General features: G+C 48.0%; 11 protein-coding genes. 7 read left to right on the top strand and 4 right to left on the bottom strand.

Translation table 11 applies throughout. The features are described 5' to 3' along the window. The first annotated feature begins 395 nt into the window (after positions 1–395). The 7 genes from GJR95_RS33585 (at position 396) to GJR95_RS33555 (ending at position 9156) form a co-directional block, all read left to right on the top strand. Complete coding sequence (locus tag GJR95_RS33585; protein WP_232540947.1) at positions 396–2999, top strand: CARDB domain-containing protein; 2604 nt, start codon at positions 396–398, stop codon at positions 2997–2999. Positions 3000–3106: 107 nt separating this feature from the next. Further along, complete coding sequence (locus GJR95_RS33580; protein ID WP_162390018.1) at positions 3107–3847, top strand: peptidase; 741 nt, start codon at positions 3107–3109, stop codon at positions 3845–3847. A gap of 87 nt (positions 3848–3934) precedes the next feature. Further along, positions 3935–4765, top strand: coding sequence for a transglutaminase family protein (locus GJR95_RS33575; RefSeq protein ID WP_162390017.1), 831 nt, complete (start codon positions 3935–3937; stop codon positions 4763–4765). A gap of 125 nt (positions 4766–4890) precedes the next feature. Beyond that, a complete protein-coding gene (glmM, locus tag GJR95_RS33570) occupies positions 4891–6285 on the top strand; it encodes a phosphoglucosamine mutase (protein WP_162390016.1) in 1395 nt (464 codons plus the stop codon). Positions 6286–6566: 281 nt separating this feature from the next. Continuing rightward, positions 6567–6923, top strand: a complete 357-nt coding sequence (locus GJR95_RS33565) for a YtxH domain-containing protein (RefSeq protein WP_162390015.1) — start codon at positions 6567–6569, stop codon at positions 6921–6923. Between the two features lie 224 nt (positions 6924–7147). Continuing rightward, positions 7148–7513, top strand: coding sequence for a hypothetical protein (locus GJR95_RS33560; RefSeq protein ID WP_162390014.1), 366 nt, complete (start codon positions 7148–7150; stop codon positions 7511–7513). Between the two features lie 29 nt (positions 7514–7542). Further along, positions 7543–9156 (top strand): FAD-binding protein, encoded by a 1614-nt coding sequence (locus GJR95_RS33555; protein WP_162390013.1) that lies wholly within the window; start codon positions 7543–7545, stop codon positions 9154–9156. 72 nt (positions 9157–9228) lie between these two features. On the opposite strand, the gene GJR95_RS33550 is transcribed toward GJR95_RS33555, so the two are convergent. From GJR95_RS33550 to guaA, 4 genes are all read right to left on the bottom strand, one after another. Further along, positions 9229–9774 carry a DUF2911 domain-containing protein gene (locus GJR95_RS33550; protein WP_162390012.1) on the bottom strand — a complete coding sequence of 182 codons (546 nt, stop codon included), beginning with the start codon at positions 9772–9774 and terminating at the stop codon, positions 9229–9231. A gap of 137 nt (positions 9775–9911) precedes the next feature. Continuing rightward, on the bottom strand, positions 9912–11066 hold the full coding sequence (locus tag GJR95_RS33545; protein ID WP_162390011.1) for a PepSY-associated TM helix domain-containing protein: 1155 nt from the start codon (positions 11064–11066) through the stop codon (positions 9912–9914). A 100-nt stretch (positions 11067–11166) separates the two neighbouring features. Next, on the bottom strand, positions 11167–13524 hold the full coding sequence (locus tag GJR95_RS33540; RefSeq protein ID WP_162390010.1) for a TonB-dependent receptor: 2358 nt from the start codon (positions 13522–13524) through the stop codon (positions 11167–11169). A 228-nt stretch (positions 13525–13752) separates the two neighbouring features. Beyond that, on the bottom strand, positions 13753–15285 hold the full coding sequence (gene guaA, locus GJR95_RS33535; protein WP_162390009.1) for a glutamine-hydrolyzing GMP synthase: 1533 nt from the start codon (positions 15283–15285) through the stop codon (positions 13753–13755). Between the last annotated feature and the right edge of the window lie 67 nt (positions 15286–15352).

Below are 15352 nucleotides of genomic sequence, written 5' to 3'. Positions count from 1 at the left end.
CTCATTGACAAAGTAACACAAACCTTTATCCAAAACAAACCGATTTGGCGGAAAACTAACTGTGTCACAATGCTGATCATCAGCACTCTCGCGATTAATTGATTTCGGCGGTTTATAATCATTTACGAACTCAATACTGGCCTTTCCCCGATTACAGAAAAATAAAAACTGATTACCTCTCACGTTTAATAATCTAGCTTAGATATAGATTAAATTTTCACGTATCAGTGACTCTATAGATAACTTATTAACCCATTAGTACTATATTTGGCTACAAAGTGTTGATAATGGAAATTTCCTTTGCCTTAAATTGTATACAATGTTGCAAATTAAGTATACAAGAATTAAGCAATGTTACATTTCCTACATCTAAAACAAGTACTGCTTTATCCATCATGAACTTATTTTTACGGCCACTCCTGCTAACAGGGTTGACGGCTATGTTATGGGCCATTGGTCTATTACAGGCTGTTGCCCAAATCGATGTTACTTATCCGGTCAGCCGCATGATTGTCCAGCGAGACAATAACAATAACGCGACTGTTCTGATTGCTGGTAGTTATGCCCAACTATTTGATTCGGTAGAAGCTCGTGCCGTTGTTCGAACAAGTGGACAGGGAACCACAACCAACTGGGCTACGCTTCAGACAAATCCACTCAACGGTCAATTCAATGGCACCTTAACCATCACGGGTGGGTGGTATCGAATTGAAGTCCGTGGAAAGCGTAATGGTCAGGTTGTAGCGTCTGATTCGGTCGATCGGTTTGGTGTTGGCGAAGTCTTTGCCATTGTTGGTCATTCAAATGCACAGGGATCAAGTTGCATTATTAATAATACGGACTACTGCCCCACGATGCCGGGAGCCGTTGACGATCGCGTAACTGTAGTTCCTCTCGATCAATCAACTCCAGAGTTTGCACGATACGACACTACAGCCAATACGCGCTACTTACCCGGATTGACATTCAGCCAGTTATCTACATTTAGCGGTATATCTCCTTTCGCCAAAATGTCGTGGTTCTGGGGTCATATGGGCGACTTGCTGGTGCAGCGCATCAATGTGCCGGTTTTAATTTATAATGCTGGTTTTGGGGGAAGCAACATGGAATATAATTACAAAGCAGCCTACGATATTCCCTTTACCCATGGCTTCATCAGGTATGCGATACGAATGCCCTACGTCAATCTGCGAAATCTGATGAATTTATATGTACCCTCAACGGGTATTCGGGCCATTCTTCTCCAGCATGGTGAAAATGATCGCGGTAATCCGACTGACCTTATTGTTACGCATCACTATGGCGTGATCGACAAGGTGCGGCAAGAGTTCGGCAAGCCAAACCTGGCCTGGATCATTGCCCTATCGTCCTTTGCAGGTGCTCCCTTTGATAATGTTCGACAGGCTCAGCTTCAGGTTATCAATCGCCAGAACTACCTGACCTACCAAGGCCCTGATCTGGATAATGTTAATTCGCCAGCTGACCGTCCTGATGGTATTCACTTTTCGCCTTCGGGCCAGACTCAGGTAGGTGCTTTATGGGCCAATGCCATCAGCAATAGCTATCTTCAGTCAATACAGCCTTATCTGGCCGAAAATCAGCTTTTTACCAGTATCGCCTGCGCTCCGGGCAATCAGCTGATGCTAACTCAGCCTGCTGGCTATCAATACATCTGGAACACAGGCGATAGCATTCAGAGTTTAACCGTTGGAGCAGGCACTTATTCGGCCCGTTTACTCAACCCTCAGAACAAAGCTTTCTTCCCACCGGCCGTTACGGTGCCAAGTGTAGTCAGGCCATCAACCCCTACCATTACAGTCAGCGGCTCAATGTCGCTCTGCCAACCAGGGAGTGTCACCTTAACATCCAGTTATGCAGGAACAAACCTCTGGAGCACGTCAGCAGTAACTTCTTCCATTTTGGCTACTCAGGTAGGAGCCTATTCCGTTCAGGCCGTTAATAGTGTTTATGGCTGTCAATCCAACCCGACAAGTATTACGATCAGCAACGCCATGACTGATCTTTCGCTTTCGCTGGGGGTTAGTCGCAGAACGGCTGCAGTAGGAGACACTGTTACCTTTTCGTTAACGGTTAAAAATGAAGGCTCGTGCGACGCTGGTGCGGTGACTATGCAAAATCGATTGCCCGACAATGTGGTCTTTGTCTCTTCGTCAACTTTAACATCTACCAGTGGCGTAGTAAGCGGGTCTCTCGCAAACGTAGCACCAGGGCAATCGATCACCCGGCAGTATGTTGCTCGCCTGACAGCGCCGGGAATGTATCAAAATGCCGGACAATTAACGGCTCAGGCCAGGATCGATCCAGACAGTCAGCCGAATTCAGGTACTGGCGACGGACAGGACGACGCGGCCATGGTTGATTTACGCACCACTTCAACGGCGGGAGCACTTTCGCTGTTTGCTTCGCCCAATCCCAACCAAACCCCTTTACCGCCCATACAGAGTAATCAGCCTACACCTAACCCGAGTAAAGCCGATCTAAGCCTGACCATGGAATTGAGCCAGCGCTATGTCAGGACAGGGGAAAACATTACTGTTACGCTTAAGGTTTTCAATCTGGGCGGTTTGACTGCTACAGGCATCGTCGTGAAAAACGACCTGCCAGCGGGCATGCAGTTTGTTTCATCCCCTTCCGGTATGACTACGTCTGGGTCGTCTGTAACCGGGTCTATCGGCCAGTTGGCAGCCGGGCAAACGGCTAGCCTGTCTTTTACAGCTACCGTTACCGGTCAGGGAAATTTCACAAATGTGGCACAAATTATGGCCTGCAATCAGAGCGACCCGGATAGTACACCCGGTAACGGTACAACCAACGGTGAAGATGATACAGCTCGGGTAGATTTACGGGCCACCAGCGCATCTGGTGCACGAATTGCGGCTACACCAAACTCGGTTGCTCCGCTCAATAAAGAGGCTACAAATACGACGCCGACCAGTACTCAGGGGCATCGATTTTCAGATAATGCTCCAAAGAAATAAGGCAGTTTTTGAGAAAACAGGATCTTAAATCAAACAAAAACGGGGGCAACCCGTATATTTGTTGGGTTTATACCCGGAGTGGATGCTCCTGATTTCCCACTGTAAGAATGACGTATTGTTTAGGAATTAAAGTCGCGTCGGGCTTAGTGGCCATTGCCGACAGACGGTTGACCTCTGGTACCGAAGTATCTTCTAATCGAAAAATTTCGGTTCACGAAGTCGAAAATCACTCGTTGTTTATCATGACGTCGGGCCTGCGGTCAGTACGCGACAAGGCTATTACGTATTTTAAAGAAGTGATTTCGGAGCGAGATCGCTCGTTCAACAAACTGTATAAGGCCGTCAATGCCTTTGGTGAACAGGTCAAACGTGTGGCTCAGGAAGATAAAGAATCCATTACGGCCAGCGGTTTAAATTTCAATTTAAACGCCATTGTTGGCGGTCAATTGGAAGACGACGAAGAACATAAGCTCTTTCTGTTGTATCCTGAGGGGAACTGGGTAGAGGTAGACCAGGGATCTCCGTTTAAGATAATTGGCAATTCCGGCTACGGCAAACCGCTGTTATTCAGAAACTTATCCTACGAAACCAGCCTACCCGAAGCGCTAAAAATTGGCTTTCTCGCCTTCGATGCCACCCGTGTCAGCGCCAACGATGTCGATTATCCATTAGATGTCGTCATTTACCCCAAAGACAGTTTTCACATGACCGAATACCGTCTCGAAAAAGAAGATATGGATGAAGTGTCCCACCAGTGGAGTGCGCTTCTAAGTAACTCTGTCCGCAAATTACCGACCTACTGGATGGACCCAATCTTTGAGAAAGTACGTTCGGTTAAAAATGTATAACCAATTATAAATGATGAAGTGTAAATGATGAATTCTTAATAGAACCAGTCTTATCGATTCATTATTTTTACTTCATCATTCTAAACCATGCTTCTTCACGTCCGGCACGAATCTGAATACAACTATGATATTCCTGTTGCACTCGGCCCCCAAACGCTGTATCTATACCCCCGGACATATCCTTACCAGCAAATGCTGGACTATAGCCTGATCATCGATCCTAAACCGTCGCGGATCGTGCGCAATATCGATGTAGAAGGTAATGTACAGCAATTAGCCTATTTCAACCATCCAACTAAACGCCTGATGGTTACGGCTGAAATGAAACTTCAGTCAGACGAGTTTAACTCGTTCGACTTTGTGCTTTTTCCGTTCGACACCCAGCGTGTGCCGTTTCGCTATCCCAAATATGAGCAGGATTTATTGCAACCCTATTTAGAGCGCGTTGGTGTCACACATCGAATTGAAGACTGGGCCAAACAGATTGCAGCCAAAGCGGGCTGGCAGACAACGGGTTTTCTAATCACTCTGAATCAAACCATTCGGGAGTTTACGTATGAAATTCGCGAAGTAGGATCGCCTTTTCCACCCGAGCAAACGCTTACGCTACGCAAGGGTTCCTGCCGCGATTATACAACTTTATTCATGGCCGCTTGCCGAAGTCTTGGTATCGCGGCTCGTTTTGTGAGTGGTTATTTGTTCGGAAACCCACAACAGGAGCATCAGCTACACGCCTGGGTAGAGGTGTATCTGCCCGGTGCGGGCTGGCGGGGCTTCGACCCAACCGAAGGATCGGTTGTTGTTAACCGGCATATATTTCTGACATCAACGGCCAAACCAGAATTAGCAGCCCCAATTAGTGGAACATTTATAGGGCGGGCTAATTCTACTTTACGATCGGAGTTATTATTTGCATAACCATTTAAGACTCCGTATGGAGCTTACGTCACAAAGTTTTTTTGCGCTTAAGCACTTGCCCCTTGCCCCTTACGCCCTGCAACCTATCTTTGCAGACTTATCAGAATTTTTATCAGACCCTTCACGTGGCATTAATTAAGTCTATTTCCGGGATACGAGGAACGATTGGGGGGCGCAGCGGAGACGGACTGACGCCCTTGGATGTGGTTAAATTTGCGGCTGCTTTTGGGCAGTGGCTTCGGCAACGCAACCCTGAGAAACAAACTGTTGTGATTGGCCGCGATGGACGGCTTTCGGGTGAAATGGTATCGAAGCTGGTAGCGGCTACTTTACAGGGCCTGGGTTTACACGTGGTTGACCTTGGTCTGTCAACAACTCCTACCGTTGAGCTTGCCGTAACGGCCGAAGGGGCAGCGGGTGGCATCATCTTAACGGCCAGCCATAATCCCATACAGTGGAATGCCCTTAAACTTCTGAATGAAGCCGGTGAATTTATTTCAGCAACGGATGGAGCCGAAGTACTTTCTATTGCTGAAACTGAATCATTTGATTTTGCGGAAGCACGTAAATTAGGCAAATATCGCACCGATACGAGCTGGCTTCAAAAACATATTGACCTTATTCTGGCCCTGCCATTAGTTGATCGTGCTGCCATTGCAGCCCGCAATTTCAGAGTTATCGTCGATGCGGTCAACTCAACGGGTGGCCTGGCTGTACCGATGTTGCTGGAGGCCCTGGGTGTAGAAAAAATTGCCAAATTACACTGCGAACCGACGGGTAATTTTGCTCATAACCCCGAACCCTTACCTGAAAATCTACGCGATATAATCAAGGAGATGGAGAAAGGGAATACCGACCTCGGCATTGTGGTCGATCCTGATGTTGACCGGCTTGCCCTGATTTGTGAAGATGGTTCGCCGTTTGGCGAAGAATACACGCTGGTCGCGGTTTCAGATTATGTCCTGAAAAACAAGCCCGGCAATACAGTGTCAAATTTGTCGAGCACGATAGCGCTACGCGACGTGACCCAAAAATACGGCGGACAGCATTTTGCGTCAGCGGTTGGCGAGGTTAACGTGGTTGAGATGATGAAAGCGAAAGATGCGGTCATTGGCGGTGAAGGAAACGGCGGCATTATCTATCCTGACCTTCATTTTGGTCGTGATGCCCTGGTTGGCATTGCGCTGTTTCTGACCCATCTGGCCAAGTCTGGAAAGTCGGCTTCCATGTTGCGACGAACATACCCGAATTATTACATTTCCAAAAACAAAATCGAACTGACACCCGATATCGATGTTGATGCAGTACTGAATCGGATTCAGGCTAAATATGCCAGGAATCCAATCAATACCATCGATGGAGTTAAGATTGAGTTCGACAAAGAGTGGGTTCACCTGCGGAAGTCAAATACGGAACCAATCATCCGTATCTACTCCGAATCAGATACACTTGCTACTGCTGATCATCTGGCCGGTAAAATCATTGACGATATTCGAGAAGTTCTTGCCGAGAAGCGATAAATAGTCACCTATATATTAATAGCCGCCGGTTCCTGCTCGTCTGTAGCGAACCGGCTTTTTTTTGTATGTCAGTACGTAACTCGGCCGCACTTTTGCGCCCATTAACAACTACTATCTTGTGGAATAAACTACTCATTCGTTTTCGTTAAAAGTCTCGTAAATGGCAATAACCTCGCCCATAATACACTGTCTATCAGACCTAAGCTCTTCTTCAAAACACTCTGGCATACTTTTTAACGTATATTAACTATCCCAGAACCAATTTAAACACAACTAAGATTATGAGTTTTCTGAAAGGAGTATTAGCAGGCCTGGCCATCGGTTATCTGACGGCTCCCCGTAGTGGTAAAGAAACCCGCGACAAATTGACTCAGCGTGTCAATGACTTACAGGATCAGTGGGATGAGGGCGTTGCTCAGGTCAAATCACAGATCGATAGTCTGGTTGGAAACGCTGAAAACAAGGTTGATCAGTATGCTAACCGGGCAGAGAAAAAAGTGGACCACTATAAAAACGAAGTCCAGTCGGGTTATAACAAAGAGCGGGCAAAAAATGCCTACAACAACAAAGTAGATGATGTAGCAGATGCAGCAAAATCTGGTATAAATAATGCCGAAGATGCGCTTAAAATCAGCTAATATCAGAATTGATTAGCTGGGTGTATGAGTAGTTACGACTACGGTCCTGGTCTACCTCGTTAGCCCGGTTATTCACTCACTATTACACAGGGAAAGCTCAAGGCCTTCGTCACTAGGACGAGGGCCTTGAGCTTTTTGTATTTACCGTTCCCTCAATGAGTTAACTAATGTGTTATACTATTTTGTTCCTTCCCGACTAATGCATGACATAGCGCTACTTCACCATGAAATCAGACCTACCTTCTATTCTTATTAGTCGAATCCGTGGTCTATTACTGGGGCTGGGTTTGCTGTTCGTTTCTCCGCTCCTGCCTGGTTGCATAACCACCCGTGTGACGACGGAGCCCGACTGCAACACACCAGCTAATGTTACCTATACCCAGCAAACTACCACTGCCTATTTCTGGGGATTAAAGCAACCAACCGACATCACTCCGCCCTGCGACCGCCGGTTCAATCACCTCAATGGCGTAACGGTCAAATCCACGTTTGCGCATTATCTCTTATCGACCGTTACGCTCGGTGTTGTTAATAAACGGCACGTACGATGGTGTTGTGCACCCTACGTACCCCCAACCGATTCGATCTAAATCTTCTCCACCTTTAACCCGTCGGCACAATGAGCTTACCGAATGGCCTTCAGCAATTGGTGGTTTCAGAACTGACCAATCGCCATGAAAACTTTACACAACCCCTTACACCCGACACGTCTTTTAAGTTGACCATTCCCAGTGGTTTACCCGATAGCAAATCAGAATATCGGCAAACGACCGCTAATTTTCAGTGGCTCATCAAACACGCCATCGAGAATAACATTCGATTACGGGCTATTGGCAAAAACTGGTCGTTCGCTAAAGTTGGTGTTACCAATGGTGGCATGATCGACACCGATGCGCTGATGCAAACCTTTGCCATCCGCAATGCATCGGTTGCTCCCGCCTATCTGACTGCGGGCAAATCGGCCGACAACCTGTTTTTTACCGAATGCGGCACCACGATCCACATTTTGGAACAACTCCTTGAAGCTCGTAATAAGTCGATACGAGCATCGGGAGCCAGTAACGGCCAGACCGTTGCCGGAGCCACATCAACCGGCACCCACGGCGCAGCGTTCGACTTTGGGGCTGTGCATGATACCATCGTTGGCCTACATATCGTGTGCGGCCCCGACAAACACATCTGGCTGGAAAGGGCGTCTTATCCGGTGGCGGGTCAACCTTTTATTGACTTGCTGGACGTAACTGAGGTGATACGCGATGATGATCTGTTCAATGCAGCCGTAGTCAGTTTTGGTTCATTTGGCTTCATTCATGGCATTATGCTCGAAATCGAAGCCCTGTTCTGGTTAAAGTCATACAGTGCGAAGAGTGTACCCTATACCAGTGCACTCAAAAAAGCCATGACCGACTGTGATTTTTCGGGTATTACCAGCGTCCTGAACCTCCCACTGCCAACGCCCGACGCCAAACCTTATCATTTCCAGCTCATTGTCAATCCGCATCAGTTCGACCTGACCGGGACTGACCCGTCGCGGGGGCCGTTCGTCAGAGTTTTGTATAAACACCACACAAAACCCGCTGGCGCAACACCTCCCCCACTCAAACCAGGTTTTACATACGGCGATGATACAATGGGCTTAATTCAAACGCTATTGGACAAGCTTACGCCCCGAAAGCTTGTGCCCACACTCGTCAATACGCTTTATCCGCAGGCATTGGAGGATACCGATGGCTGGATTGGCACCATGAGTGATTTTTTCGGGAATACAAATATTCGGGGGAAAGCCTCCAGTGCCGCTATCGGTGTTGACGCGAAAGATAGTCCGCGTGTATTGGAGGAAGTCGTCGCGCTGAATGCAGAATCCGCTTTTCCGGGTATCATGGGTCTGCGATGGGTGAAGAAAACCCCGGCAACCCTGGGCTTTACACGCTTTCCGATCACCTGCGTACTGGAGCTCGACGGTATTGAATCTGAATTAACGCGTCAATTTCTGGAGCGTACCTGGAATCGACTCGATGCGTTAGGCATTCCCTACACCCAGCATTGGGGCAAGGTCAACTTCAATCTTGACGGCTCTCGTATTCGTCGGCAATATGGTGATTCCGCCGTCGATGCGTGGCTAACGGCCCGGAATCAACTCCTTGATTCTCCGACACGGGCCGTGTTCACCAATGACTTTATGGAAAAATGTGGACTGGATCAGGAAATCGTCGTCGATGAACCAATTGCGTAAAGAGCGATCCCTCAGACGCATAGAGTTTTAAAAACTTTATGCGTCTGAGGGATCGCTCTTTACAGGTATCGCTTACTGAATAGCAATGGGTACTTCAACAGTTTCCCACTTCAGAACAACTCCTTTGCCGGTTACGTTATACACCAGCCGTTCCGTCAAGGGTGCAGTGGCTGGCTTTACAGACACGGTCAATACGTCATTGGCTGGGTCGCGATTGGCTTCTCCGCCCCGTTTGATACCCCACTGACCGGTTTGTGAATTGAAGATGATTTTCCATTCTTTTTGATCAGGGATAGCAAATAAGCTATATTTCCCGGCAGGCAATGTTTTTCCTTCGATCTTGATGTCTTTGTCTGTTTCGAAGATAGTCGCTTCATTGGCTCCGGCCCGCCACACTTTTCCATAAGGAGCAAGCGTACCGCTAGGATCCCAAACCTGGCGACCTTTCACCGAAGGGCTACTATAATTGATGGTGATGGTAGCATCTTTAATTTTCCCACTGGCCGTTGCCGGTGGACTAGGCCGGTTCGCCTTGTCTCCTTGAGCCCATGTCATCATTGTCATTAATACGCCGGCTAACGTTAGCGTAATTACCCGGCTAATGTGTGTAGTTCTCATTGTAATAAAAGATGTTAGGATTAATGCCTAAAGTTGAGAAATCTTTCCCCTAAAACCTTATTGATACAACTAGTTTTTTACGCTTCTCACAGAAACAAGTTCAGAATACGCTATTTGCGAAAACAAGAGCAAACCCATTAAGCCATCGATCGGGCAACGGCACGGCTAACAGGTCGCTTTTTGCTACGACGGCCCCACCAGATCAGGCAACCCGTTATGGGTAGGCTGGCGCAGACCAGACTGGCACAAAACGCCAGAATCTTACCGGGTAGCCCCCAAATGGCACCAATGTGAATATCATAATTCATCCGTTTCAGCTTCTTGGCCAGATTCACGTCGGCATAGTTACCACTGTAGGGGCTGTCGACCGATAATTCCTTTAGCGTGTGTTGGTCATAATAATGGTAATCAACCTTGTAGTACGTACCAGGCCGGTAATTGACGTATGAAAAAATTGATTCGCCGGGGGTTTTGGGAAAGGATAGATTAATGCCTTGCTGTGCTGGATTTTCCCGCCGGAGTTTCAGCCAGACTTTGTCCACCGCCGTTGTGGCCGACGATACGCCTGAGGCTATTGTCGAATCAGAAGGAGGAATAATATACTCAGCAGAACCCGTGCCACCAGTAACCCGATACACCAGCGTTGAGAACCACTGAAAACCCCACACCAGGCCGGTTATGGCAAAAATCATTCCGACAGCCAGCATGTAAAAGCCCAGCACATTGTGCAAATCGTAGTTCTTCCGGCGCCAGGCCGCATTCCATTTTATGCTGAATCGCTGTTTAGCCGCACTTTTGTTTTTAGGCCACCAAAGCACCAATCCAGAGATTAGTAACACTAGAAAAATAAGCGTAGCCGATGCCACTACTGGCTGGCCAATTTTTTCGGGCAACCATAAATAATAATGCCCATGCAGAATGAAATGAAAGAAGTCTTCATCTTCGTCCCACACCTTCAGCACTTCCCCCGAAAAGGGATTCAGATAAACAACGTAATAAAATTCCGGGTCAGCATTGTAAAAGCCAACCGTAGCACTCCGTCCTGTTTCTTCGTATAAAACACCATTTGCCACCTTACCGGGTAATGCAGCCTCAGCTTTCGCTTTCAATACAGAGGGTGGCAGTAGTTTCCCGCCCGCTGGTGGCTCAACAAAACGATAGGGCTGGGTAACGTTTTTTATTTCCTGTTCAAAAGCCAGCATACAGCCCGTAAGGCTAATAACAAAGACAATCAGCCCAGACGCAAGCCCAAGCCAAAGGTGAATCGTTCCAACCAGTTTTTTTACTGTCATCGTCGGCTTGTTCAGTCGTTAGAGGTCGTGATTTTTTGGCGCAAACAGCATGGCTTCGCCCCAAGCCTTCCGTTTGCGCCAAATCCGTCACTGAATGGTATTAAAATTTAAAACCCATACTCAGGCGGAAATTGCGCGGAGCCTGCGCCTGCCAGTAATACGATTTGCTCCACGAATAATAAGCGCCCGAATAGATGTATGCATCGAACAGATTGTTCACATTCAGCGCTATGTTAAAGCGGTTGTTCTGCCAGGATATGGCCCCGTCGGCCTGAAACGTGTTTGGCATGGTCGGGTTTTTATCGACAGCATCCGAAAACCAGCCATATCGATCAAGTTGCCACTGGTAACCAAGCGAAACTCCAAGCCCCTGCACAGCTCCCTGGCGTACATGATACGAGAGCCAGGCATTTGTTACATGTCTGCTATAGCCGGGAACGGGCAAACCAACATTTTCGGATTTGGTATCTTTGGTGATTTTCGAATCCGTATAGGCGTAGTTAGCGATCAGGTTCAAGCCCGGCGATAATTCGCCACGCAGGTCGAACTCAACACCACTGGTTTTCGTCGCTCCTAACTGAATGGAGTAATTCGGGTTCGTAGGATCGGTGGTCAGTACATTGTTTTTGGTGATTGTATAGGCCGAAATCGTCGAATTCCAGCGCCCATCGGCCCAATCTTTCTTCAGGCCGATTTCTGTGTTATTGCCCGTTATTGGTTTAAATGCATTCCCCATTCGGTCAACACCCGCCTGTGGCACAAACGCCTGATCGTAAAGTGCATAAACCGACGTTTGTTTGTTCAGCGAAACACTGACTCCTACTCGGGGCGTAAATACGGTTTCGTCGGTACCCTCACCATACTGACTATCGCGGGCAGTTGTCAGACGGCCAGCCAGCGTCAGGCGGATTTTGTCCTGCCAGAAACGCAACTCATCCTGCAAATACAACCCGCTGTATGACTGACTCAGCACATTGGCACCCGCCCGATTTCGCAGGCTTTGCGAACGATCAAACTTAGGCAGCAGTTGTGAGGGCAAATAATAGTTTGGATTATTTCCGTTGAATGCAAACGTGCTGTCGTATAACGGGAACGTTTGATTCCAGTCGGCAATGTATTTTTTATTACCCAGATCCAACCCGGCCAGAATACGGTGCGTAATGGCTCCCGTCGTAACATCACCAGTAACGAAAATCTGCGCAAATTTTCCTTCATTGGCCGCATCCCAAATACTGACATTCCGATAAATATCGCCATTTGCTTTTGTCGAATCGGCCCAGAGCGAGCTACCGACCTGCGAATAATTGAAGTACGCCAATTGACCGGTCAGTTTCCAGTTTGGGCTAAGCTGATGCTCCAGAATCAGGAAAGAGCTATGATCGTGAATCGTTGTCGGATCAAGGTTGGCAGAAGCCGTTGAGAGCGTCCGCGGAAAAGCGGCATAACCATTTGCCGAAAATACATAGGCCGAGCCAATCACCGACATCTGTGAATACTGATAAGTGTATTCAGCGGTGATGGATGTCTGATCGCTCAATTTATATTTAACAACGGGAGCTATGGTATACCGGTTGTTATACTCAAAATCGCGGAACGACCCTTTTGACTGGCCCATTACGTTCAGCCGGTATAGCAAACTACCGTCCTGACTGAGTTTTCCGTCCAGATCAAGCGTAGCACGGTAGGTATCGAAACTGCCCGTTGTCAGGTTCACTTCTCCTTTTGTGACGCCCGTTGGTTTCTTCGTTACGATGTTATAAAAACCACTCGGTTCACCGTTGGCCATCATAAAACCAGCTGGTCCTTTCACAAATTCAATCCGTTCTACCATCGACATATCTTCGGCCAGCGGTCCCCAGGTCGATGAAACATTCATGCCATTCCGGAACGGCGAAACCCGCGAACCGCGCATGTTTAGCCGGGCGTAGTTATCCCAGTGCTCCTGACGTGTAACGCCACTTACATTGCGGGAAACACCTTCGAGCATGTCGAATATCTGCTGATCGGCAATCAACTGGCGATTTACGACCTGAACATTCTGAGGCAATTCGAGCAGGGGTGTTTTTACCCGAAGACTATTGGACGGAATATCAGTCTTGTACGAGTTTTTACCATCTACCGTCACTTCCTGCAATGTTTCGGCTGTTTCAGGAAGTATGAAGTCGGTTAGCCGCGTAGTTTCGCCTGCCGACACCGTCACTGTCTGGCGGCTGCGTGTATGGCCAACCCGGCTTATAACGATCGTCTGCGCACCTGTGGGCACATTATTGAGCGTAAACTCACCCTGCTCGTTTGTTGTCGTTCCTATTCGTGAATTCGACAAACGGACAGTAACCTGACTAAGCGGCTGGGCTGTTGCCGACACAATGCGTCCGGCAATATTACCCGTAGTTGATTGTGCAAAAAGAGGGAGATTTAACAGACTCAGCCACAATGACCACAATATCATTGAGGGCATTCGTGATTTATATAGGTTGCAATTCATACTTTATTTAGACTAATTCTTAATTGCAAACCTAAATACGGATTCGATACGAGGGCTAATTTTGACCATTAAATCAATAAAATACTTTATAGAGTACCATTTTTTCGGTTTTCGCTTAGTTAATAGGTCCTAAAAATGAAAATGCCCGACGTACCAACGTCGGGCATTTTCATTTTTGCAAATCGCAATTCGTGAGCTTTATTACTCCCACTCGATCGTTGCGGGTGGTTTCGAGGAGATGTCATAAACAACACGATTTACCCCTTTGACCCGGTTGATAATTTCGTTGGAGACATCAGCCAGAAACTCGTAAGGTAAATGTGCCCAGTCTGCCGTCATCCCGTCTACGCTCGTTACGGCACGGAGAGCCACAACGCGTTCGTAAGTGCGTTCGTCGCCCATAACCCCAACCGACTGAACTGGCAGCAACATAGCGCCTGCCTGCCAAACTTTGTCATATAAGCCTTCACGCTTCAGACCGTCGATAAACAGCGCATCGACCTGCTGTAAGATGTCTACTTTCTCGGGGGTGATATCGCCCAGGATGCGAATAGCTAGTCCGGGGCCGGGGAATGGATGACGTCCCAGAATAGCTTCGGGAAGGCCAAGCGTCCGGCCGACCGACCGCACTTCGTCTTTAAACAATGTATTGAGTGGTTCAACCACTTTCAACTTCATAAATTCGGGTAAACCACCCACATTATGGTGCGATTTGATCGTTGCCGAAGGGCCTTTCACCGATACCGATTCAATGACATCGGGGTAGATTGTTCCCTGACCCAACCACGACACGCCCTCGATGAGGTGTGCTTCGTGGTCGAATACGTCGATAAATGTTTTGCCGATGGCTTTCCGCTTTGCTTCAGGATCAGTCAATCCAGTGAGTGCCGTATAGAATTGCTCTTTTGCATCAACACCTTTCACGTTCAGTCCCAGCGTTTTGTAGGACTCCAATACGCCGGAGAACTCATCTTTGCGCAGAACACCGTTATCAACAAAAATGCAATACAAATTCTTGCCGATAGCCTGGTGAATGAGTACGGCTGCCACCGACGAATCGACGCCACCCGACAGCCCCAGCACGACTTTGTCGTCACCGATTTTCTGTTTCAACTGGGCAACCGTCGATTCAACGAAGGACTCCGATGTCCAGTCCTGCGCACAGCCGCAAATATCGACAACGAAGTTGTGGAGGACCGTTTTTCCCTGAAGCGAATGCGTCACTTCGGGGTGAAACTGAATACCGTACGTTGGTTCGCCTTCCACCTGAAAAGCGGCAACCCGAACGGTATCGGTCGATGCAATGATCTTGAAATTATCGGGAACACTCGTGATCGTGTCGGCATGCGACATCCAGACCTGTGAGTGCTGGTCGATACCTTTGAGCAATGGACTATCATTGTTGACAGTACCAAGTTTAGCCCGGCCATATTCCCGAATGGCCGATGCTTTCACCTCACCACCGCTCGTATGAGCCAGCAATTGAGCTCCGTAGCATACGCCCAGAATGGGTAGTTTATGCCGAAAAGCTGCCAGGTGAACTTCGGGTGCATCAGCGTCGCGGACGGATGATGGACTCCCCGAAAGAATGATGCCCTTAACGTCAGAGGTAATCGTTGGAATGTGATTGTACGGATGGATTTCGCAATAAACGTTCAGTTCGCGCACCCGGCGGGCAATAAGTTGGGTGTACTGTGAACCAAAATCCAGAATCAGAATCTGCTCAGTGGCCATGGATGGGTCTCTAAAATGCAAAGTTAGAGCATTTTGCCTGCACCACAAACAAATGTGAACGAGTGAC

Source organism: Spirosoma endbachense (assembly GCF_010233585.1).
In the GTDB taxonomy this organism is placed as follows: domain Bacteria; phylum Bacteroidota; class Bacteroidia; order Cytophagales; family Spirosomataceae; genus Spirosoma; species Spirosoma endbachense.
The sequence above is the reverse complement of the archived record's forward strand: the minus strand, read 5'-3'. Positions and strand labels throughout refer to the sequence as shown.